The sequence below is a fragment of the Microcoleus sp. A003_D6 genome, assembly GCF_036702825.1.
Classification (GTDB): domain Bacteria; phylum Cyanobacteriota; class Cyanobacteriia; order Cyanobacteriales; family Microcoleaceae; genus Microcoleus.
The window spans coordinates 1-21,565 of sequence record NZ_JAUBWA010000099.1; the positions used below are offsets into that span (position 1 = coordinate 1).

At 45.8% G+C, this 21,565-nt stretch carries 19 protein-coding genes; 8 read left to right on the forward strand and 11 right to left on the reverse strand.

Going from position 1 to position 21,565, the window contains the following annotated elements:
- Positions 1-402: 402 nt before the first annotated feature.
- Positions 403-1,095, reverse strand: coding sequence for a hypothetical protein (locus tag QUB70_RS23620; protein ID WP_332983774.1), 693 nt, complete (start codon positions 1,093-1,095; stop codon positions 403-405).
- Positions 1,096-1,123: 28 nt separating this feature from the next.
- Positions 1,124-2,506: a GAF domain-containing sensor histidine kinase gene (locus QUB70_RS23625; RefSeq protein ID WP_332983775.1), complete on the reverse strand. Its 1,383-nt coding sequence runs from the start codon at positions 2,504-2,506 to the stop codon at positions 1,124-1,126.
- A 396-nt stretch (positions 2,507-2,902) separates the two neighbouring features.
- On the opposite strand from QUB70_RS23625, the gene QUB70_RS23630 reads away from it, so the two are divergent.
- Positions 2,903-3,226, forward strand: coding sequence for a DUF3155 domain-containing protein (locus tag QUB70_RS23630; protein WP_332983776.1), 324 nt, complete (start codon positions 2,903-2,905; stop codon positions 3,224-3,226).
- A gap of 317 nt (positions 3,227-3,543) precedes the next feature.
- On the opposite strand, the gene QUB70_RS23635 is transcribed toward QUB70_RS23630, so the two are convergent.
- A complete protein-coding gene (locus QUB70_RS23635) occupies positions 3,544-4,080 on the reverse strand; it encodes a cofactor assembly of complex C subunit B (RefSeq protein WP_332983777.1) in 537 nt (178 codons plus the stop codon).
- A 392-nt stretch (positions 4,081-4,472) separates the two neighbouring features.
- Between QUB70_RS23635 and QUB70_RS23640 the strand changes: the two genes are divergently transcribed.
- Positions 4,473-5,381, forward strand: coding sequence for an RNA-guided endonuclease InsQ/TnpB family protein (locus QUB70_RS23640; RefSeq protein ID WP_332983778.1), 909 nt, complete (start codon positions 4,473-4,475; stop codon positions 5,379-5,381).
- A gap of 313 nt (positions 5,382-5,694) precedes the next feature.
- On the opposite strand, the gene QUB70_RS23645 is transcribed toward QUB70_RS23640, so the two are convergent.
- The 3 genes from QUB70_RS23645 to QUB70_RS23655 form a co-directional block, all read right to left on the reverse strand.
- The gene (locus QUB70_RS23645; protein ID WP_194068040.1) at positions 5,695-6,087 is read right to left on the reverse strand and encodes a PadR family transcriptional regulator; all 393 of its coding nucleotides are present in this window, start codon (positions 6,085-6,087) and stop codon (positions 5,695-5,697) included.
- A gap of 33 nt (positions 6,088-6,120) precedes the next feature.
- Positions 6,121-6,342, reverse strand: coding sequence for a hypothetical protein (locus tag QUB70_RS23650; RefSeq protein WP_332983779.1), 222 nt, complete (start codon positions 6,340-6,342; stop codon positions 6,121-6,123).
- 153 nt (positions 6,343-6,495) lie between these two features.
- Positions 6,496-6,699 (reverse strand): DUF751 family protein, encoded by a 204-nt coding sequence (locus QUB70_RS23655; RefSeq protein ID WP_332983780.1) that lies wholly within the window; start codon positions 6,697-6,699, stop codon positions 6,496-6,498.
- A gap of 274 nt (positions 6,700-6,973) precedes the next feature.
- Between QUB70_RS23655 and QUB70_RS23660 the strand changes: the two genes are divergently transcribed.
- Positions 6,974-7,861, forward strand: coding sequence for a DNA adenine methylase (locus QUB70_RS23660; RefSeq protein WP_332983782.1), 888 nt, complete (start codon positions 6,974-6,976; stop codon positions 7,859-7,861).
- An 83-nt stretch (positions 7,862-7,944) separates the two neighbouring features.
- Here the strand turns inward: QUB70_RS23660 and QUB70_RS23665 are convergent, their stop codons facing one another.
- Both QUB70_RS23665 and QUB70_RS23670 read right to left on the reverse strand, forming a co-directional pair.
- A complete protein-coding gene (locus QUB70_RS23665) occupies positions 7,945-8,427 on the reverse strand; it encodes a PD-(D/E)XK nuclease superfamily protein (RefSeq protein ID WP_332983784.1) in 483 nt (160 codons plus the stop codon).
- A gap of 27 nt (positions 8,428-8,454) precedes the next feature.
- Positions 8,455-9,390: a metallophosphoesterase family protein gene (locus tag QUB70_RS23670; RefSeq protein WP_332983786.1), complete on the reverse strand. Its 936-nt coding sequence runs from the start codon at positions 9,388-9,390 to the stop codon at positions 8,455-8,457.
- A 102-nt stretch (positions 9,391-9,492) separates the two neighbouring features.
- Here QUB70_RS23670 and QUB70_RS23675 point away from each other — a divergent pair, with 102 nt between their 5' ends.
- Together QUB70_RS23675 and QUB70_RS23680 are read left to right on the forward strand one after the other, a co-directional pair.
- Entirely contained in the window at positions 9,493-10,521 is a 1,029-nt protein-coding gene (locus tag QUB70_RS23675; RefSeq protein ID WP_332983787.1) for a hypothetical protein, read from the forward strand.
- Between the two features lie 183 nt (positions 10,522-10,704).
- A complete protein-coding gene (locus tag QUB70_RS23680) occupies positions 10,705-11,508 on the forward strand; it encodes a Uma2 family endonuclease (RefSeq protein ID WP_332983788.1) in 804 nt (267 codons plus the stop codon).
- 82 nt (positions 11,509-11,590) lie between these two features.
- Here the strand turns inward: QUB70_RS23680 and mrdA are convergent, their stop codons facing one another.
- Positions 11,591-13,405 (reverse strand): penicillin-binding protein 2, encoded by a 1,815-nt coding sequence (gene mrdA, locus QUB70_RS23685; RefSeq protein WP_332983789.1) that lies wholly within the window; start codon positions 13,403-13,405, stop codon positions 11,591-11,593.
- 339 nt (positions 13,406-13,744) lie between these two features.
- On the opposite strand from mrdA, the gene QUB70_RS23690 reads away from it, so the two are divergent.
- Positions 13,745-14,104, forward strand: coding sequence for a phage holin family protein (locus QUB70_RS23690; RefSeq protein ID WP_332983791.1), 360 nt, complete (start codon positions 13,745-13,747; stop codon positions 14,102-14,104).
- Positions 14,105-14,373: 269 nt separating this feature from the next.
- Here QUB70_RS23690 and QUB70_RS23695 read toward each other — a convergent pair whose 3' ends face one another.
- Both QUB70_RS23695 and QUB70_RS23700 read right to left on the reverse strand, forming a co-directional pair.
- Positions 14,374-15,048: an N-acetylmannosamine-6-phosphate 2-epimerase gene (locus tag QUB70_RS23695; protein WP_332983792.1), complete on the reverse strand. Its 675-nt coding sequence runs from the start codon at positions 15,046-15,048 to the stop codon at positions 14,374-14,376.
- Positions 15,049-15,226: 178 nt separating this feature from the next.
- On the reverse strand, positions 15,227-17,779 hold the full coding sequence (locus QUB70_RS23700) for a hybrid sensor histidine kinase/response regulator (protein ID WP_332983793.1): 2,553 nt from the start codon (positions 17,777-17,779) through the stop codon (positions 15,227-15,229).
- Positions 17,780-18,022: 243 nt separating this feature from the next.
- On the opposite strand from QUB70_RS23700, the gene QUB70_RS23705 reads away from it, so the two are divergent.
- Complete coding sequence (locus QUB70_RS23705) at positions 18,023-19,309, forward strand: chemotaxis protein (RefSeq protein WP_332983795.1); 1,287 nt, start codon at positions 18,023-18,025, stop codon at positions 19,307-19,309.
- Between the two features lie 199 nt (positions 19,310-19,508).
- Entirely contained in the window at positions 19,509-21,434 is a 1,926-nt protein-coding gene (locus tag QUB70_RS23710; RefSeq protein ID WP_332983797.1) for a response regulator, read from the forward strand.
- Positions 21,435-21,565 lie beyond the last annotated feature (131 nt).

Genomic DNA, 21,565 nt, shown 5'->3' on the forward strand with positions numbered 1-21,565 from the left:
AATATATAGTCCAAATAAAAGTCCATGACAGCAAATGTATTGTTTGTTACATTATACACCATAAAGTCAGGAGAGCCGAATTCATTATATAGCGGTTTTCAGTTGCATGAGAACGGGGTAATTGCTAATTGCTAATTCCATATCAAAATTCAATAAATTATACTGTTTAGAAAAATTTTTGCTACAATATAATTGTTGAGTTTGTTTCGTCCACCCAATGTGTAAGGTGCGTCGCTATGAGATATGGCGTGAAATCTAGGGATTGTTCGCAGCGACACACCCTACGACTACTGTTGCAGAATTTTGGAAAAATGGTATTATTTTGGTTTTATGCGATCGCCGGCGTTGCTTAGTGATACCCTAATTCAGCAACGCCTTCTTTTTGTAATATCATCGAGGCGCTTAAGGATCTTCGCTTTGCTGCAAATGCCGCCCAACTTCCTGATGACACACGTGCCAAAAATACAGGGCTAAATTCACAACAGCTAATAACTTAGTGCCATCTTCTAACATCGCGTGTGTTCCTTGACTTCGCAAGTCTAAAATATCCTCAAACCGGGAGATAGCAAACAAGAGAAATGCTGCGACTAATGGCAGGTAAGGAGTGGTTTTGATGTATCGCCAAAACTTAACTCCGTAAAGGAAAACAGCACTCCCGTAACACAAATAAATTAATTTCTTAGATATTCCCAACTGAGAAAGAATCAAAGTCATCCGAAACCTGTCATCCAGGAAAAATACTCCGAGTAGTAAAGCACTAAAAAATAAGAATGTTCCCGATCGACTGCGGGGATCTTTTTGGCGCAGCACTCCGAAAGTAAATGCACAAGTTGTGACTGGGATGCACCAGAGGACTTCGGAAACTCCGGTGAGAATGCCTTCGTAAGGGAACCAGAAATTAAAAGGATCGCTAAACAGGCGTTCAACTCCTTCTCCCTTGTTGTTGAGTTTGGCGTATACGCTCAGACCTCCCAAAATCAGGACAGTCAGAGTGTTGAAAACAGCTAAAAACGGTACAGTAAAAAAATGTTTTTTGAGAATTTCTAAAGAATTTGAAAACTTGGGAATTTTATCGAAGAAAGGTAGATGCTTCATAAAAGCTGTCTCCAAACAATAGGGTTTGTTACTTATTCACCGGCAGCCAAACCACAAATGTAGTGCCGCGATCGGTTGGATATAAATGAGTTTCCGCACATGGCAGCCATTCAGGATTGACTGGGGAAAATACTTCTATTTCTCCTTGCATTTGGCGGACTAAATCGCGGGCGATCGCCAAACCCAATCCTGTGCCGGGAATTTCTGTCTGCGCTTTTTCTCCCCGGTAGTGCCGCTCAAATAAATGCTCTAAATCCTGGGGGGGAATGCCGGAACCGGTGTCGCTGACTGCAACTGCTATGGCAGGCAATTGGCTGTATCCAGCCCGATCGCCCTCCGCTGCTTTGTACCTGACTTTAATATAAATTTGGCGGCCGGCCGGGGTATATTTCAAAGCATTGTCAATTACATTGCTCAAAACTTCGCGCAAAGCTCGATCGTTGGCCGAGACTGGCGGCAAATCCGCCGGTATGTCGGCTAGCAATTTCAGATTCCTTTCGGATGCGATCGCCTCGGCGGAAATTAACAGCGGTTTTAAGACGAATGCCACAAAACAGGATTCGTTCAAATTGGCCGCAGGTGACAGCGACAGAGGAGAATGTCTGGTTAATTCTACATTGGGCATTGCTTTTTCTGAAGTGTTAGATGGTAGTCTCAGATTTGCTTCGCCGGTGTCAACGGTTCGATCGAACTGGCCGAGCAACTCTTGCAGGCGATCGCTCTCTCGGACAATACTAAAAGCCACATTGCGGTTTTTGTCTTCGGGTACCAACCGCCGCGCTAACAGCTTGCCAAAAGTTCGCAGCGCTGTCAGCGGACTTTTGAACTGGTGCAGTAAATTGTGCATCGTGTCGTAAACCTGGGCCTGGATTTGCCTGGCCGAACCCAATTCCTGCTGCATCCACTGCGAGCGCTGGTCTAAAATGCAGGCTAGGGCTAAGGTGCGAGAAATTTGTTGCATAGTCGCCTCCTCTGGCTCGTTCCAAGGCCTGTCTTGCCGACCGCACACCAAAAGTCCCATTACGACTCCCTCGTGTATCAGAGGCGTCACAATTTGCCGACGCTGCTGCCATACATTCTCCGGGCCCGGGCACTGATTTGAACTGCGCTCATTACCCGGAAGCGGATCGGGTGCGATCGCCCCCACCGTTGATTCTTCCACAGGAAGAGCTGGCGGGGCCAGCAGCGGCATCGGTTTCACTGTCGAACTTTCGGAATATTGCAGCCTCAACCCCTGATTTGCTTCCGACTCGACTGAGGTTTCTGGGTAAACTGCGATCGGTACCAACTTTGCTTCGGTGCCTTCTACCAGCTCTTGTGTCAGGTATACCGCGCTGAATGTCGATCCCAAACTGACGGCGATCGCTACCTGCGATCGGCAAAGCTTGACAAATTCTGAACTGGCTGGCATTAACATGAGCGCCACATTAAGATATCTAACGGAATTCTAAGTAAATTACAACTGATCGGCCCCCGATTACAGATGAGAGACTTCTAGATTTCAGGTATCTTCGCTTTCATAAAAGGCAGCTATGTTGAAGGCATCGAAGCTTTCACGAACACAAATTGCCCTAAACCCCTGTCGGCTCTGCTTCCACCGATCCCAAAGCTTGGCTCGGGCCGGATTTTTCGGGCCAACATACCACAACCGCTACACTTTTGTCGATCGGCACGAATGTTAAGATTATGTCGATATATTAAAAACTGTTGAAGTTTTGAGCTAGAACGGATATACTGGCCTCGGATTTGGTAGCTATCATTACAACCTGTCTGCTCATACTGTCTGCTCACAGAGGAGGTAAAGAAATTGGCCAGGAGACGCAAACGCAAGAGTCGCCGCCGACAAGAAGGACGCAGAATTTTAGAGTGTGTGCCTCAATATAGCATCGAGAGCGGCGAAGATAAACCCGTAACAGCGGCTCGCAAGTTCATCCATGCCGAAGGCATTGCTCCCCCAGCTTTGCTGTTAGTCAAGCGTAACGAGCATACCACTGACAGATACTTCTGGGCTGAAAAAGGTTTATTTGGAGCCCAATACGTAGAAGAGAACCATTTCTTGTTTCCCAGCTTAAAGTTGATGTTGGAAGCTACCACAGACAAAATTCCTGTGGTGTCAGCGGGCCGCGCATAAATCAAAATGTTGAGCTCAAAACATTGACAGCAATGTTTTTCTAACTCTTTTAACAACAGCGCCAGAGTTCTCATTGTCTGGAGAGTGCTAACTGAATTTAGGCGAAAAGTCCTTAGTAATAGGGTATAAGGAGCCATCGCAGCACGATCGCCGATTCGGGCGACCGCCACAGGGGCACTCTCAGGATAATGGTTTTTTTTGACTGTTTGTTTGATCGAACTTCCCGGCCAACTTAAAGCCACAAGCATTCATCGGTTTGTCTGCTCAAAGTCTAAGTACGGCATATAGCATATCAAAAAACGTTCCGCGCCAAACTTTTAATCTTCTAGCGGTTTCAAATCTAAAGCTTTTTGCATAGCTGCTAGTTCATCGCGGTGAGCTCTGACAGTAACCAAGCTCTTGGTTTGGCTTCCCGACTCAGCAACTGATTCGAGTTTGAGGGAGACTTGCTCTTCACGTCCAGCTTTTTTCCAGTAAAATACGCCGGCCAGCGGGGACAGCAGTACCAAAGCTAGGAAAATTTGACCCTGCTGGGGAACTAGCATTCCCAAAACCAGTCCCAAGCACAAAGCGCCGCCTGCACTCAGCAGAGTTAAAAAAATAGCAAGAAACCAACTCGGCCGCACAAAACCCTCAAAGGTGACTTTATAGTTGGGAGCATCAACTGCTGCAACTCGGTAAGCTCTACGGGCAAAATACTGTTGTAGCTCAGTTAAAAGTGACTCTTGGGCGCTCTCGGAAGCAAGCTTGACTTGTTCGATTCGAGGTTTGACTGAGGCTTTGACAAAGAAAAACAAGCCAACAGCCAGCAGCAGCGTGATTACAAACGTTGAAGAAAGAACAGTAGTATCCATCGGTAGAAGTTTGTGTAAGTGAAATTATCTACTATTTACTTTACCAAGAAAATGGGTCAAAGCCCCGTACTTCGCTTGACGGCTTTTTCTTGAGATTCTAGACAATCAAACACAGTATCAAGAAACTTGATATTTCTTCATGTCAAGAACTATTTAGTAATAGTATACTAAAAAGATGAAAACTTTAAAGTTTAAGTTATATCAACACAAACGGAATAGATTTCTCAAGCGGTCAATTAATGCCGCCGGAGTAATCTACAACCATTGTATTGCGCTTCACAAGCGGTATTACCGAATGTGGGGAAAACACTTAAACGGAACCCAACTCCAAGCTCATATCGCCTGCGCTACGGAAACGCAAAGAATTTTGGCAATTAGTCGGCTCTCAAGCGGTGCAAGATATTTGTCAGCGTATTGAAAGAGCCTACCAACTGTTTTTCAAACACCACAAGAAAGGAGTCAGACCACCGGGATTCAAGAAAGTTCGTAAGTACAAGTCTTTCACGCTCAAGCAGGCTGGATACAAGTTTCTCGGCGGCAACCGAGTTAAAATTGGGTCAAAAGTTTATCAGTATTGGAATTCTAGAGAGATTGAAGGAAAAGTCAAAACTTTAACTATTAAACGCACGACCCTGGGCGAATTGTTTATGGTCGTGGTTGTTGACAACATTATTGACCCAGAAGTCAAGTCCGAGACGAGTAGAATTGCTGGATTTGATTTTGGTTTAAAAATGTTTCTCACCGTTTCAGATGATACCAAAATTGCATCACCTCTATTTTTCAAACAGTCGCTCACTGCCATTAAAAAAGCCAGTCGTCAACACTCTCAAAAGAAGAAAGGCTCAGCTAATAGAGAAAGAGCTAGAAAGAACCTAGTTCGCAGGCACGAAGACGTTGTAAATCGTCGTTATGACTGGTTCTGGAAATTAGCTGCTGATTTAACAGATAGGTTTGATGTACTCTGTTTCGAGACCTTAAATCTGAAAGGAATGCAACGCCTTTGGGGTCGTAAAATCTCGGATTTGGCTTTTGCAGAATTCTTGCAAATCCTAGAATGGGTTGCCCAGAAAAAAAACAAGCAAGTAGTCTTTATCGATCCGTGGTATCCATCCAGCAAAACTTGTTCAAATTGCGGCCATATCTTGAAAGAGTTGGACTTGTCAATCAGACAATGGCGTTGTCCATCCTGTCAATCAGTAAATGGACGTGATGAAAACGCAGCTAGAAACATTCGTACGGTTGGGGCATCAACCGTTAAGTTAGGCAATGTTAGACAGGCTTTGCCTGCAATTGCTGTTTGACCTTAGAATCCCCATGTCTTCAGGCTGGGGAGTGTGTCAAAGAACTTTACATAAGAAAGCGATCGAGGACTTACGCAGACACTTTTTAACCAAAATTCGCAGAAAGCTTCTTCTGCAAGACGTTTTTCTCCCCATCACCAAAATCCCATATCTCCCAATCGTCGCTAATTCTCAAGTGACAATGCGTAAGTCCTGACGTAGTGTAGCTGCTTTAATCGCAGTGCGGCGATCGAGCAAAGCGAAGGCAATCGGGCAAATCGCTTTGCAAGTAGCGCCAGCATATCAAGGGTTTAGGCATCCGATTCAAACTCGGCTAACCCGTGTGACCGGTTTCTAAGGCACGGGGCCGACGCCCTGACGCGCCGTTTCCCTGACCGATGTAGTCGTGCCAGAGACGAGCGAGGTCTTGAGCTTGATGCCGCCACTCGGGGAGGATTTGATACATCCGGCGCGGGCGGCCGCGTCCTTCTACTTTTTTCCAGTAACCGGTGATTACGGCTTCATCTTCGAGGAATTTCAGAGCGCTGTAGAGGACAGTATCAGAAAGTCGGTAGATGGGGAATTCCCTTTCTAGTTGTCCGATGAGTTCTGTACCGTAGGAATCTGAGCGCAATAACACCGAGAGAATGTAGCACACTGCTAGTTCCTTGTTTAGATAAACAGGAGGGGGGTCTTGAAAAAATTGATAGATGTGTTCAAATTTCATCTGACTTGTCCGCTAGAAACTCTCGTGATACCGTCAGGTTAACGGGAGAGGAAAGCGGGGCGGGGTGTGCCGCTTCCTAAGAATTAACGCTTGAATGCGGGGAAACAGAGGTGCAGTATTTCCCCAGTGAATGTTGACGGCCGCAAAGGCTTGTCCTGCACTTCGGTAATGTTTGCCTGCGCCTTGGTTGAGCAGCGCTGACGTAACGCCGCTTACTAATTTCCTCTTCCAATCTATCGCAGCGACTATTGTCAAGTGTGCGATCGCCGATGAGTTGGCAGTTACTTCGGGAGTTGGCGTTTCAACTAAAACTCAAAATTCGCAACTTACCCAAACCCTTTGTCTGCCTTGTCTCTGCGCTCTTGCTTGTCGCTCGGGAGCAGGCTTTTTTCCGGCGAAAGCTTACCTTTAAACCGGACTCAGACCTAACATGGCGCGCAGTGTAAAAGTTAGAAAGACAAAAGTCGCTACGATCGAAGTAATCAGGGCGATCGCAGTTGTCGGTCGATCGAGCAGGGGTCTGAGTCGCTCGAACAGGAAAAAGAAAATCCCCAGACAAATCGTAATGAAAAAGCGGGGGTAGCGAGAGACGTTATTAATGAAATCTTGCATAAGCTTGGTGGGGTAAAGTGTTACAGCTCGATCTTTGACTGGTAACACTTGTGAGCGAGTTAGACAATTTTGGCACACCCAGAGCTAAATCTGCCGATCGGGCGATCGGGCATTTTTGTGGGCGAGGCTGACATATATAATTCTAACGAAAACTTTTCGCCGATCGATCGGGCGATGTCTGTTTAATGCCACGCAACCTCCGGTGACAACTACAGAAGTATGTCTATTGAGTTCTAGTTGTGATAAATATTATAGGGCCGTTATTTCTAGATAAATGTCTGCTTCCGCACCTTCTTTCGTCTTGCCGCGTCCCTTTCTGAAATGGGCAGGAGGCAAAACTAGGTTGATTGGACAATATCAACCTTATTTTCCTGAAAAGTTCACCACTTACTACGAGCCTTTTTTGGGTGGCGGAGCCGTATTTTTTTACTTAGCACAGCAGCACCCTTCTTTGCAAGCTATTTTAACAGATATTAATCCTGAGTTGATTAATGCCTATTGCTGTGTCAGGGATAAAGTTGAGGAGCTAATTGAGCTTTTGTTCGATCACCAGTCCGAACACAGCAAGAACAATAAAGAGTATTATTACTGGGTGCGATCGCAATCCTACAAAAAAGATACAGAAAAAGCAGCACGCCTGATTTACCTAAATAAAACTTGTTACAACGGCCTTTACAGAGAAAACTCAAAAGGTGAATTTAATGTTCCCATAGGCAGATACAAAAATCCTAATATATGTCAACCCGATTTACTGCGATCGGTCTCATCTGTACTCGCGCCCGCTCAAATTCTAGTCAGAAAATTCGATGAAATTTTGGATTTTGCCACAAGCAGCGAAGACTTTGTTTATTTTGACCCGCCTTATTATCCGATCAGTGCCACAAGTAACTTCACCGCTTACAGCCGGGATAATTTCAAAGAATCGGAACAGCTTAAACTCAGAGATATTTTTGCAGAACTTGCCGAACGGGGCGTGAAAGTTATGCTGTCTAATTCCAACTGCGATTTCATCGAAAAAATCTACAGCGATAGTCAAGCTTTTTCAATAAATTCTCTTCCCAAACTAATTGAAATTTCAGCATCTAGGGGAATTAATTCTAATAGTTTGCATCGGGGAAAAATCAAGGAATTATTAATACGTTCATTTTCAATCACCACTTAAGCAAAGTCTTTACCTAAGCATATTTTGTAGGAGCAACCCGTGGTTTACCCGCAGGCGGCCAAGCCAAGTTGCGTAATTCCTGATTACAGATGTTTGTTTGCCCAGGTAATAAAACCTTCGAGCTTGTGAACTCCTAACAAATTTTGATTGTCGGGAATTTGTTTTTTAAACCAGTCGATCGAACCTTGCCTCATACCGTCACCGCCAACTATCACAATAGTTGGCACCCGATAGCAATTTTTAATATTTAAATTGAGGTAAGGATACTTCTCATCAACGGAACCTTTATCTTCTTGCCACTTGCACTCAACAATTAGACCCCGAGGAAACGAACCGGAACCAACAATATAAAAATCGACATTTATTTCAGTTTCATAAATGCTAGAGCCGATATAAACCTGTTTAGCATATCGCTTGGGATTTTCAGTAGAGAGTAAGAGCCAATCTCGCTTGCGCTTTTTCGGCAACTGGGGACATATTTCGAGATATCCGTGACCTCTCAACGTGCCTTCTACAGTTGTTTCTAAAACAAAACCAGTTTTATTGGCTCTACAACCCCTCTTCATATTGTTGGCTCCTGAATAGAATCTGAATTAAGCCGATCGCATTTGAATCACCCCTCTATCAAAAACCCGCTTGTCAGTACCGATAGAACTGACAAACATCCGGTCTTCATAAACATCAAACGTCGCAAAACTCAGCCGGCTAGCAGAATACTCCGTCCACTCAGAACGCCCCACCGGACGAGTACCCCCGCCAGCACCGCAAATCAAATAAGTCGTACCGTTAATCGATCGAGTGCGTTCGTAACTGTGCTCGTGCCCGTTGATATAAACTTGCACGCCGTACTTTTGAAACAAAGGCGTCAAAGTCTTAATAAAAGGTTGATTCGAGCCGTACACGCCAGAAGAATAAATCGGGTGGTGGCCGAACACAACTTTCCACGGTGCAGTGCTTTGACTCAACTCTTTTTCCAGCCAAACAAGCTGATTTTCCCAGTCAGCATTGTGATTGGTATCTAAAGCAAAAAACTGTACCGGATCGCGCCGAAAAGTATAGTAGCGACCTTGCATATTAAAACCCGCATATTTAACTTGCGGATCGCCGTTAGCAGTGCGGATGTCGTGATTTCCCAGACAAGCATAAAATTTTACGCCTTGCTGCAATAACGGCTGATAAGGCCGCTCGAAAACAGCATTAATTTTTTCAATTTCGCCGTTATTGTAGATATTGTCGCCCGCGAGAACAGCAACATTAAAAGGGTTTTCGCGGTGATATTGCGCCATCGCCTCAGCCACAGCATACTGACCTTGGGCCCCGGTACCGGTGTCGGCCACCGAAATAAAGCGTAAAATAGGCGGTGAGGTCGGGATTGGGACGATCGCCCTTTCTCCCTCAACGTTAGAAGGCACAGCAGCAATGGTGTCTCTACCGGAGGAAGTCCGAAGCTGAATCATTTTCGAGACTGCGGCAAAACCTAAGCTGCTGAGACTGCCTAAAATTAGAAAGTGACGGCGTTTAATGCTCATTTTGATTCGGTTACAACTAATAAAATGATAAATTAAGGTTGAGATGGCTCAACTAAAATTTATCTCGTTTAGATATATTTGCAACGCCCCAAGGCAGAAAAAATGTCAGAAGAACAACCAAATCAACCAACTCCAGAAGCGTCTCAATTTCCGACACCGGAGGTTGACTCGCCTGCAAAGTCGGCTGCGACTCGCAGCAAGACTCAAAATGCCAGCAGCGCTGTTCCCAAAAATCAGGGAATCAAAGGTTTGATGAGCTCGATCGGGAATTTGGGAAAAAAAGGGAAAAAATTAGCAGCAGAAGCGCCGTTGCAGGCCCAAAAGCCGATCGCGCCAACCGCTTCTGACTCAGCAACAACAACTCCTCCCGCTGTTGCTGCGGAAGTTAACAGCGTGCCTCCAAAAGTTGCTGTAAAAGTTGAGAAAAAGCCTGTATCCCAACGCACGGAAGGAAGTTTTGTAGAGAAAGTCGTTGTACTTTGGCAAAGTATTGTGCGGCTAGTGCGATCGCTACTGCCACCATCTGCGAACCAGAAGCTGTCCGATCCAATTTTAAACGCCGCATTAGCAGCAATTCTAATCGTTGCAGTGGGTTTAACTTTCAACAGTTTCTCGGCAAAACCGCCGGAGAAAGTAGCAAAAGTTCCTTTCCCAGCAGCGCAGCAGTCGCCTCCAACCTTTGGCGATTTTATGGCGCCGGAAACGCCGCAATCACCAGAGGCGATCGCACCGTCAGCGCCAATCTCTCCTAAATTCAAAAGCAACTTGCCCGATTTAGTGACCCCGGAAAAACCGCAACCAGTAGAAATTATCCCGCCGCCGCTAACGCCCGAACAGTCTCTGATTGCTGCGATTCAAAATCAAGTTGCTGACATTACAAATCGACTTGGCGGCGGTTTAGTTAAGTCTGTCGAAGCTAATTTTTCCAGCAGCATTTTAACGGTGAAAGTCGCTGAAGATTGGTACAAACTCAGCGAATTAGAGCAAAATCAACTAGCCACTAAAATGTGGAAGGAGGCTAATTCACTCGATTTTCGCAAGTTAGAAATCGCGAATTTGGCAGGGGAATTAATAGCTAGAAGTCCGGTTGTTGGTTCGGAAATGATTATTTTAGAGAGAGGGATTAATTAGAATTTAAATTGTCTGTATCTGTAAACTCTCAGACCGATGTTAAAGTCCAGGACGCAGAACCGCCATTATGTAGGGTGTGCACGGCGCACCTTACCGCTGTTGATTGTTTTTAGGCGATCGAACTTTTCAAAGCTCCGACAGAATGCTAGGATTAAATTAATTAAGTTTGAGGAAAATTGAAAAATGACAATTTTAACTCAAGTCGAACAAGTAGAAATTGAATATCCCAGCAGCGACGGAGAGCCGATGGCTGAAAGCGACATCACGCGCGATTACATGACTTACAGCGTTGAAGCTGTCAAGCTTTACTTTCAAGAACGTTCTGATGTTTACGTGTCAGCCAATTCTTTCATTTATTATGAACAAGGGAACAACCAGGCGGTTGTGGCCCCTGATGTTTATGTGGTGTTTGGAGTTGCCAAACGCAAGAGGGATAATTATAAAGTTTGGGAAGAAGGGGGAATTACTCCCGATTTTGTGCTAGAAATCACTTCAGAAACAACTCAAACGAAAGACCAAGAAACCAAACCGGAAATTTATCGGGCTTTGGGAGTTAGGGAATATTTTCAGTACGATCCGTCGGGAGATTATCTGAATCCAATTTTACAGGGAGTACGTTTAATAAACAATCAGTACGAGCCGATTGCAGCCAACAATATCGCTTTCGATAGGCTGTGGTTGTTCAGTGAAGTGCTGGGACTGGAATTGCATCTAATTTCAGGAGAATTGAGGTTTAGAGTTCCTGAAACGGGTGAGTTTTTGAAGACTCACAAGGAAGAAAACCTGGGACGACTGGCCGAGGAACAAGCACGACTGGCGGCCGAGTCAGCCTTTCAACAATCTGAGCAAGCACGGCTGGCAGCGGAGTCAACATTGCGATCGCTCCTAACTCAACTTTTAAATTCTGGGATGAGTCTGGAACAGGTGGCGCAAATGATGAATTTATCGACCTTGGAAGTGAGACGATTGGTAGGGGAAACCTTTTGATCGCACTTATAGCGGTAAGGTGCGCAGTGCGCACCCTACATAACAAAATATGAACAGTCAACAAACAACTATTAACTAATCACTAGAGAGGCTTATTAGTAGGTTTAAAACCCTGCTTTTGAAAATAGGTTCTAAATACCTCTTGAGCAATTGGTGCCGCCGATACAGCACCATATCCGCCGCCTTCAACTATAACTGCGATCGCAATTTCCGGTTTATCAGCAGGAGCAAAACCCACATACATAGAATTATCAGGATGACCGGGCATTTCCACAGTCCCTGTCTTACCAGCACTGAAAGGAATAGTACCGTCATTCATGGCGCGGCCTGTACCTTTTTTTACCACGTCAATCAATCCTTGTTTAATGACGTTTAAAGTTGTCGGTTTAATACCAGTTTGAATTTTTTTAGTAACAGGCGTATTGGTTTGAGAAGCCAATAAATGCGGCTGCACTCGCCAACCGCCATTGGCAATAGTTGACACCATCACTGCCAATTCTAAGGGAGTACAAAGTACCAAACCTTGACCGATCGACATTGTTACCGTATCCCCAACGTACCAATCTTCCCCATACATTTTCTGTTTTTCTGCTGGTATCGGAACTTGACCGTGATTGGCCCCGTCTATCCCCAAAAGGTCTAAATTAATAGCACCCCCAATCCCCATTTTTTTAGCCCATTTCGCCATTTGTTCGGGTCCGGCAGCCATGCCTACTTGATAGAAAAACGTATTGCTGCTGTAGGCTAAAGCATCGCGGAAACCGATAACGCCGTAACCGGCGCCGTGTTCGTTAAAGGAAATTCCGCCGATGTTAATTGAAGCAGAACTTACCAAAGTCGAGTCAGGAGAAAACTTGCCCGACTCCATCCCGGCTACAGCAGTTACAATTTTAAAAGTGCTGCCGACTGGATAACCTTGAACAGCCCGATTTAAAAAAGGTTTGTCTGGCCCTTGCAGCCGATCCCATTCTTTTTGAGTTACCTTCCGAGTGAAAATATTGGGGTCAAATGTCGGCCAACTAGCCATTGTTAAAAGAGCTCCGGTTTTCACGTCGATCGCCACAACTGCACCCAGGCGATCGCCCAAAGCTTTTTCCGCAGTTTTCTGCATATCTAAATCTAAAGTGAGTTGCACCGGTTTGCCGGGAATAGGGTCTTTTACACCTAAATCTTGGATTTCCTCGCCCTTAGCATTCACCTCGATTAAACGATTTCCCCAAACGCCCTCTAAAGTTGAATTGGCTAATTTTTCCACTCCCATCTGACCGACGATCATCCCCATCGGATATGCAGGATTAGCTTTTAATTGATCTAAACTAGCTTCGCCGACGTATCCCAAAAGGTGAGCTGCTAATTGCTGGTTGGGATTGTCTCGGCTCGACTCTACGCGAATTTCAACTCCCCGCAAAGCATTACTTTGTTCTCCCAAAGCGACGAAAGTACCGACATCGATATCCTTACTAATTCGCACTGGTAGCGCTGATTTGTAGCCTGCTCCATCGATTTTTTTGATAATTTCGGCGGCGGGAAGTTTGACGATCGGGCCCAGTGTAGTGGCGATCTCTTGCCACTCGGAGGCCGATCGCTCTTTTGGCCACACATACACCGATCGAGATACGCGGCTGGCCGCAAAAATTTTGCCGCTGCGGTCTAAAATTTGGCCCCGGTTGGCTGCGACTGACACGGGGCGAATGCGGTTATTTTCCGCCCGCTGTCGGTTGTATGCTCCCTGTATCAGTTGCAGTTCGGCTAGACGAAATATCGGCAGCGCCACCAAGGTAGTGACTAGCAGCATGAAAATCATAGCTTGGAGCGATCGGGTGCGTTGCCGTGCAGGATTGTCCAAGCCATTTTTGTCGAATCGGATTTTAGAGTTAAAAGAAAAATCGCCAGCCATATTAATTAATCTGCTCTTTTTATTCAACTAACAGGTCGATCGGGTTGCCATCCGGATTGTTGGGCAGAAGATACAGGGATAATAGACCTCTTGCAAAAATCCTTTTAATCAAATTCTGGAACGGGCTCTCCGGCCCATTCCACAAGAAAAAAAATTTTGTGGGATGGGCCGGAGAGCCCGTCCTAGTTATTTTTGCAAGAGGTCTAATAGCTTCTAACTCTTTAGTAACAGACATAAATTCTGCCGATTGGCAGACGAATCAGCCGGACTTTTTGATTAAGGTAGATATTAAATATCAGGTTTTTTTGACAATTCAACTATTAAGGAGGTACGGGCGCTGTGGAACCGATCGATTTTTTGATTGCTTGGCTGGTGACTGGCAGCAGCTTGCTGCTAATTTCTCAACTGCCGATCGGCGTAGAAATTGACAGCACACCGAAAGCAGTAATTTCTGCTGCGGCTTTGGGAATGTTGAATGTTTTAATTTTGCCAATTCTGAAAGCAGTTTTTTTTGTACCGAACCTACTGACGCTGGGATTGCTTTCCGGTGCGTTTGCTTTTGTAATGAACGTGATTATTTTTGCCTCAGCGGCGAAGCTAGTTGAAGGATTTAGCTTGCGGATGGGCATTTGGAGCGCGGTACTGGGGGCGATCGCCTTGGCTGTAGTTAGCAGCTTTATCAACGGCGCGCTGATTTAGCAACTTCCCCCGATCGAGGGCGATTAAAATCGCCCGATATTTCCAACCCTTGCCTTGCGAGTTTAGTTTGTCGAGAAGCGATTTCAATCGCCGAATATTCCTTCTCCCTTCTATCCGTTACATCCGTTACATCCGTTAAACAATCCGTTGCCGAACTGCCTTCTATCCGTTACATCCGTTACATCCGTTGCCGAACTGCCTTCTATCCGTTACATCCGTTACATCCGTTACAGAATCCGTTGCCGAACTTCCTTCTTTCTTCTCCCTTCTTACTTCCCAATCACCGACTTATAGGCTGTCACCTTAAGATCGATCCCAGTAATATCTGCGCCGACAACAACAGCGGCCGCTCCTAAATCTAATGCTTTTTTAGCCATTTCCGGCCCAGCGATCCCGCCTTCGCAGATAACGGGAACCTTAAGCTTTTCTACCATTTCCGCAAGCAAATCAAATCCGGGCGGCGAGAAATTTTGCGTCTGGGGAGTGTACCCAAAAAGAGTAGTTCCCACAGTATCTGCACCAGCTTGAACCGCCGCGAGCGCAGCTTCTATTGTATCTACATCCGCCATCACTAATTTGCCCAATTCGCTGTGAATTTGTGCGATTAACGTCTTTAAGTCTTCGCCCGGAAGACGGTTTCTCTCAGTAGCATCAACGGCGATAATATCGGCTCCTGAAGCGGCGATCGCTCGCGCGTCTTCAAACCGAGGAGTAATGTAAATCTCGCATCCCGGCAATTGCTGCTTCCAAATCCCAATTATGGGAGCGGATATCTGTTTTCGCACCGCTGCAATGTGAGCCGGAGTGTCAATCCGCACGCCCGATGCACCTCGATTGATAGCGGTGCGAGCCATTGCCGCAATTACGATCGGATCGTGCAGCGGCGAATCAGCAGGTGCTTGACAAGAAACAATTAATCCTGTAGGAATTTGACAATTAATCATGGCGAATTGGGGATGGGGAATTGGGAATTGGTGCTCTTCGGCGCACCCTATATTTATAGCAGTAAGCTGCGCCGAAGAGCACCCTACATAATTACTGTATACCCGAACCCAATCCATCTCCAATCAGTCATTTCTAATTCTTTAATCTAAAATCTAAAATCTAAAATCTAAAATGGTATTACCCATTACCAATCCCGGCCATTAAAGAAATAATTTTGTCCAACAATTGCTCCGGCTCAATCGGTTTAGCCAAACAATCATTAGCTCCCGCCGTCACCAAAGATATCCGATCTGCGGGAATTTCATTAGCGCTTAAAGCTAGAATCTTGATATTTTCAGTAGCGGGTTTTTGGCGCAGTTGGTAAATTATTTCGCAGCCATTCATACCGGGCAAACGCATATCGACAATCACAGCATTCGGCTGCAAAAGTTCAATTTGTTCCACCGCCGCCGAACCTTCAATCATCCACACAACTTGCAGTCCTGCGGCTGTCAGGATATCGCAAATTAACATGGCAGTTTCTTCATCTTCTTCGACGAGCACGAGGCTGCCGCGCAACGAGGAAGAATGCAGCGGTAAAGATGAATTCGATTTTTCATATTTGAATTTTGTGGATTCATCTTTGGTGAGAGTTTGGATGGGTATAAAAACGGTAAAAGTTGAGCCGACATCAACTGTAGAGTTGACTTCGATCGCGCCGCCGTGAAGCTCTACTAACTGTTTAGTTAAAGCCAATCCCAGACCGGTACCGCCGTATTCGCGGCGGTAGGGGGAATCCAACTGCTGGAATTTTTGAAACAAAAGCGATCGCTGATCTTCGCGTATTCCAATGCCGGTATCTTTGATTTGAAAAACAGCGGTGCTGCCTGCCGGTGCAGTACCGGGCTGTCGCCCTGCCGGCGTTCGATTTTTATCTTCTGTAACCCAAACTCGCAGGATGACTCGCCCGCCTTCGGGAGTAAATTTAATCGCATTTCCTAAAAGATTGAAGAGAATTTGTCTCAAGCGGCGCGGATCGGCGGTGAAGCGATCGCACTCTTGCTTTATCCGCTGTTCTTGCACCAGTTCCACACCTTTAGCCGCAGCTTTTTCTTTGAGGGCGTGCAGGCTCTGAGAAGCTAATTTGGAAAGTGAAAATTCACTAATTTTTAATACTGCTTTTCCGGCTTCTACTTGCGATAAATCTAAAATATCGTTAATTAATTCTAATAAGTGGTCGCCGCTGTCTCGGATAGTTTGCAGGTACTGCCGCTGCTTTTGCATCGGTACTTGTTTGCTGCCAACTTTGCCGTAAGACCACCGCAGCAGCGTGTCGGAAATGCCGATGACGCAGGTGAGGGGAGTCCGCAATTCGTGGCTCATAGCTGCCAAAAATTCGCTCTTGGCGAGGCTGGCAGACTGGGCGGCCACCAGTGCATCGCGCAGTTCTTGTGTGCGCTCTATTACGCGCTGTTCTGAGGTGCGCTTTTGCTGCTGGACTTCTGCATAAAGTTCGGCTTGGTAAATGGCGATCGCCAAATGTTCTGCTATTTGCCGCAAAAATGTTTTTTTGCTTTCTTCCCACTCGCACACACTACACTGGTGGGCAATTAGCAGTCCCCACAATTCGTCTTGAACTACGATCGGCACTAGCAACTTCGCCCGCACCTTCGCCCGCCGCATCAACTCTAAAAAACAAGGCTGCGAAGAGTAAGTTTTTTCCACATCCGCGACGCACAAAGTCAAACCTTTGCGATATTTCTCTCTGTCAATGACTCCATCGATAAAACACTGGGCGTCTTCACTAAAATTCAGTAAAGAGGAGATAGCATCGCTGGCTAAAGCTTCGTAGGTGACGCGACCTAAATACAAGTAAGAATCGGAATTTTCTTTGATTTCACCAGACCCAGAAACTGCCGCAGGTATTTCTTTAGCTAACTCGCCCTTGTGCGGCGCTGGGACTTTTTCAAATTGATAAATTAACAGGCGATCGACCTCCAAAAACTCTCGCACTCTCGAAACAGCTTTTGACAAAATTACAGGCAATTCCAAACTTTGGCGGATTTGAGTTGTCACCTGATTCAAAAGCCGTTCTTGTGCGAGCTGCTGCTGCAAAGCATCTTCCACCGGCTGACAAAATGAAATGCAGGGACTGGCAATTTGTAATTGATTTACGGCTTCGGAAATCTGGCGTTTTAGCGTTTCGGGATCTATCAGTTTGGGCGCGGCGGATTTTCCCTTTATTTCAGTTTGGGTGTGTAGGGGCTGGCGACTGTTTTGGCTGGCATTTACAGCGAGAATATCCAGCAAATTTAGAGTGAATTCGCTTTGAAGAAATGCCGAGTTTGGCTGTAGATTTTTAATTGCTTGTTTGAGGGCGCGAAGGTCAATTTGCCTCTTCGGTGCGGGTGTTATTTCTGCGAGTTTGTCTGCGAGGGGAGAGAGGAAATTGGCGATCGCCCCGGGATCGAAAGTCAACTGCACATTCAATTGCGAATTGAGATTTTTTTCGCTGTGCTTGAGTCCGTTTTTTGCGGACTCATCTAATAGGTTGCCGCGCAGCAGCGCGCTAAACCGATCTGATACCACTGCTGCAAACCTTTGCGACGAGTTTTCCAGATGTGGAGAATCAGCGATCGCATCGTCAGCCAGCCAAATCGCCCCGGGGAGTTCAGCCATTTGCTGTAACAACTGGTAAACAGCCTCAAACGTTGCTACCGGCAAAGTCCGACTTAAGGTTTTTGGTTTCAATCTAGATATTTTCCCGGTTGTTTTAAAGAACAAAATATGAAAGCCCCTGTTTTCGGGACGGAACCCGGGGCGCAGGCGCGGCCCAACAGACTTGAGATGAAAGTAGTCAGAAGGCTGGCTGTCGTCAGGCCCTGGAGGCAGAGAGCTTATTTCTCCCTATAATTGTTATTACTTTGAACAATCTTATTCCAGTATAATATTAATATATAATTTGTTAACTTCTACTTAACAGTATCCGGGTAAATGAGCAATCCAACTCAACTCACCCCCGATTTCACGATCGGACATCTGCCGTGTCACCACTTCCAAGTGAGTGCTGCAACTCCAGGACAGGTAGTGGCTGAAAGATTCGAGCAAGAACCAGACCTGCCGGGAGTCATTATTACTCACGAATCACAGGTATTGGGAATGATTTCTCGGGTCAAATTTCGAGAGCAAATGAGTCTTCCCGATCGCGTACAATTTTACGGGCAGCACCCGATTCGAGCCTTGTTAGATTTTATTAGAATTCCGCCTTTGCTGCTTTCTGAAAACTGGAAAGTTGAGGATGCCGTGCAAGCGTCTCTCCACAGGCATAAAGACTTGATTTACGAACCAATTATTGTGGTAAGGGCCAACCATAGCCACCGCATTTTGGACGTTCAAACTCTGATGATTGCCCAGTCTCAACTTTTAGCACAAGCTAACAAAACTATTCAAAAATACCGAGCAGAAAGACACAAATATCAGGCGATTCTTCAACAAGAACAGACCAAACTTCAAGAATGCAAGGAGCTTGTGAAATCCCAACAGCGTCAAACAGAAAAATCGCAGAATACTCCGACTTCCCAGCAAGTAGCCCTGGTAAAACAAGCTGAAGAAATAGCTATCATGAATCAGCGATTTGTGAGGATTGCGAAGCTAATTTCCTCGGAAGGTCGGCAAGCATTTCAAGCTACTTTTCAAGGTGCTAATTCTATTTGCAACAATACAGATAAAATTTTGGGCGTTGGCAAAGCAATAGCTAATGATTTAGAAACGGTTAACCGCACTTCCCGAACCATCCGGGAGGCGATCGAACAAGTCAGGCATTTAGCTGTACAGGTGGCTGTAGTTACCAATCAAATGGGAAGTCAGCCCAACGGCCTGAGCCAAGTGAGTCTAGAAATTGGCAGGCTGGCAAGTAAAACTTTTGAATTGGGAACTCAAATGGAGCAAATTGCCAGCCGATTTAAACTTCGCGTTCACGAACTCACGGAGGCAGCAAGAGCGGGTGCTAATGTGGCTAAATCCGTGACCATCAAGATCGATCGCGCGGAAATGGCGCTGTTAGAGTTAGAGGAATTAATAGCGGAAAAAGATTTCAATTCACTTCCAGCTATCCAAGAATCTTTTGAAGTCAGAAAAAGTGTTAGCGCTCATTCTTTAGTTAAAGAGATAGAACAAGCAGAAGTCGCGGTTTCAGAGTTGGAAGACCTAGTTAAGCATCAACATTCATCGCAATATCTGATTCAAAAAATCCAGGAGGCGCTGAAGTCCAAAAAGCCATAGAATTAGACAAAATTCTAGGAAACATTTCAATAGGTGAATAAACACAATCAAAACAATGACTTACTATTTCACTATTCAAAAATATTATTTGTTATAGTGAAGATGGGAATTTTCCTAATAAAGCTTGATAAAGGCTATTTAACTACCCAAAAAAATAGATAAAAAGTCACTAAGCTAGCTCAAAAAACAGGTTACATTTATGAAAATTCTGCTAGTAGAAGATGACGCAGTGACAGTCAGTTTGCTGACCCAAGCGCTGAACTCTCACAATTACAATGTGACTGCGGCAGCCGACGGTGAAACAGCCTTGCAGTTGGCCGAGGCTTACGATTACGACCTGATTGTTTTGGATGTGCTGATTCCGAAACTCGACGGCATTAGTTTGTGTCGGAAATTGCGATCGTCCGGCTGCCAAATGCCGATTTTACTGCTGACAGCGCTAGACAGCAGCAGCGATCGAGTCCAAGGTTTAGAGGCGGGTGCAGACGATTATGTGGTCAAACCCTTTAATCTCGAAGAATTAATCGCTCGAATTCGGGCTTTGCTGCGCCGGGGGCAGGCAACTTTGTCGAGTACAAATTTGACCTGGGAAAAACTGCAAGTCAACCCGGACACTACGGAAGTAAGTTATGCCGAACAAGTGCTGCACTTGACTCCCAAAGAGTACCATCTGCTGGAACTTTTCCTGAGAAATCCCCGGCGTATTTTCAGTCGCAGCGCCATCCTCGATCGCATTTGGTCGGCCGGCGAATTTCCTCAAGAAGAAGCCGTTACCGCTCACATCAAGGGGCTGCGGCAGAAGCTGAAAGCAGCCGGGATGATTGTAGATTTAGTGGAAACTGTGTACGGATTGGGCTATCGGCTCAAAAGTCTGCCTGAAAATATTGAGAGCCAAAAAGTTGCCCGGAAAACGGCAGAAACTGCTAAAAGTCAAGAGACTTTATCTGCTGAATCCAGCGGGCAGAACCAGGAATTAAACAATGACGAGCGCCGCCTCAAAGTCCTGAATATAGTTGCCCAAATGCGGGAAAATTTAAAAGCCAATTTTATAGAAAAGGTGGCGATATTCGATCGCGCGATCGCTCAAATCAAAACCGGAACCCTGGAGGACGAACTGCGGCGGGAAGCTCAGGCGCAAGCTCATAAATTAGTCGGTTCTTTGGGAACTTTAGGGCTGCCGAAAGGTTCGGAAGTTGCGCGCAATATCGAACATTTGCTCAAGGCGCAAAACGTCTTGAAACCGGGGAATGCTCAGAAGATTGAGGAATTTCTGCATTTGCTCAAACAAATCTTCGATCGCCCGCCGCCCGAACCTGAAAGCAATTTGGTTGCTCAGGTTTCTCAACAGCGCCACATCCTGATGGTTGATGATAATACTTTTCAGAGCGATCGACTGAAAATAGCAGCATCCGGTTCTGGCTTCCAGATAGAAGTCGCCAACTCTCCGCAAGCGGCAAGAAGTGCGATTTCTCAACAGCCTCCCGATGCGATTTTGCTGGATTTGACATTTTCCAGAACTCAGCAAAACGGACTTACTCTGCTAGCCGAACTCCTCCGTGAAAAACCCGAAATTCCGGTGATGGTTTTTAGCGCGAACAATCAATTGAGCGATCGAATAGAAGTTGCTCGTTTGGGATCTTCCGGCTTTTTACACAAATCTATCCCCCCAGCAGATATACTCAAAGCAGTCGCCCAAGTTCTAGACCAAACAGGCCCTGCTGCTGAAGCTAAAGTTATGGTGGTAGACGATGATGTGCATCTATTGGCTGCACTGAAAATGATTCTACAACCTTGGGGTTTTCAAGTAACAACATTGGACGAGCCCGAAAAGTTCTGGGAGGTACTCGAAATCACTTGTCCAGATTTGCTAATTTTAGATGTGGAGATGCCCGGTTACAGCGGTATCGAGCTGTGTTTGGCAGTGCGGAACGATTTGAGCTGGAGCAAGCTCCCCGTGCTATTTTTGACGGCTCATTCTGAGTCGGAAACAGTGCGCCAAATGTTTGTCGCAGGTGCTGACGACTACGTGAATAAGCCGATCGTGGAACCGGAATTGATTGCTCGCCTCCTGAATCGTTTGGAGCGGACTCAACTCAGGAACAGACTGGCTCAGGTACAACGCTAATCCGATTTTATATTTTATATTTTGGATTTTCGATTGCAGAATTGGGAATGACATATTGTATATGGGTTGGGAGCTGGGCTACACTTGTATTCTTTTTTGAAACTGATATAAGCAAGCCCGATCGCAGCAGC

Coding starts and splice junctions, on each gene's coding strand:
- QUB70_RS23620 (WP_332983774.1), bottom strand. CDS start 1,095: ATGAAGCATCTACCTTTCTTCGATAAAATTCCCAAGTTTTCAAATTCT.
- QUB70_RS23625 (WP_332983775.1), bottom strand. CDS start 2,506: ATGCCAGCCAGTTCAGAATTTGTCAAGCTTTGCCGATCGCAGGTAGCG.
- QUB70_RS23635 (WP_332983777.1), bottom strand. CDS start 4,080: ATGGATACTACTGTTCTTTCTTCAACGTTTGTAATCACGCTGCTGCTG.
- QUB70_RS23645 (WP_194068040.1), bottom strand. CDS start 6,087: ATGAAATTTGAACACATCTATCAATTTTTTCAAGACCCCCCTCCTGTT.
- QUB70_RS23655 (WP_332983780.1), bottom strand. CDS start 6,699: ATGCAAGATTTCATTAATAACGTCTCTCGCTACCCCCGCTTTTTCATT.
- QUB70_RS23660 (WP_332983782.1), top strand. CDS start 6,974: ATGTCTGCTTCCGCACCTTCTTTCGTCTTGCCGCGTCCCTTTCTGAAA.
- QUB70_RS23665 (WP_332983784.1), bottom strand. CDS start 8,427: ATGAAGAGGGGTTGTAGAGCCAATAAAACTGGTTTTGTTTTAGAAACA.
- QUB70_RS23670 (WP_332983786.1), bottom strand. CDS start 9,390: ATGAGCATTAAACGCCGTCACTTTCTAATTTTAGGCAGTCTCAGCAGC.
- QUB70_RS23675 (WP_332983787.1), top strand. CDS start 9,493: ATGTCAGAAGAACAACCAAATCAACCAACTCCAGAAGCGTCTCAATTT.
- QUB70_RS23680 (WP_332983788.1), top strand. CDS start 10,705: ATGACAATTTTAACTCAAGTCGAACAAGTAGAAATTGAATATCCCAGC.
- mrdA (WP_332983789.1), bottom strand. CDS start 13,405: ATGGCTGGCGATTTTTCTTTTAACTCTAAAATCCGATTCGACAAAAAT.
- QUB70_RS23695 (WP_332983792.1), bottom strand. CDS start 15,048: ATGATTAATTGTCAAATTCCTACAGGATTAATTGTTTCTTGTCAAGCA.
- QUB70_RS23705 (WP_332983795.1), top strand. CDS start 18,023: ATGAGCAATCCAACTCAACTCACCCCCGATTTCACGATCGGACATCTG.
- QUB70_RS23710 (WP_332983797.1), top strand. CDS start 19,509: ATGAAAATTCTGCTAGTAGAAGATGACGCAGTGACAGTCAGTTTGCTG.